Raw genomic sequence first — 263 nt, forward strand, 5'->3', positions numbered from 1 at the left:
GGCTGTCCGCTGAAGCAATTCGCCGTTAATGCCCCAGCGTTTTTTCAGCAGTTCGGCTGGGTGCCCGGCAAGCCCGCCGATTGTGCTGATGCCCATCCGTCTTAAATGATGCTCCATCCGTTTTCCGATGCCGAATAATTTTCCGACCGGCAGCGGCCACAGATCCTGCCTGATATTTGACATATCCAATCTGTGGATGCCGGATGCGTTTTTTTTGGCAAAATGGTCGCAAGCCATTTTCGCGAGCGCCTTATTCGGCCCGA

General features: G+C 54.0%; 1 pseudogene. It reads right to left on the reverse strand.

Going from position 1 to position 263, the window contains the following annotated elements:
* Positions 1-263 (reverse strand): annotated as a pseudogene (locus F1003_RS18865) (hypothetical protein); the annotation flags it as partial.

It is taken from the genome of Winogradskyella ouciana, from assembly GCF_009709615.1.
Classification (GTDB): Bacteria; Bacteroidota; Bacteroidia; order Flavobacteriales; family Flavobacteriaceae; genus Winogradskyella; species Winogradskyella ouciana.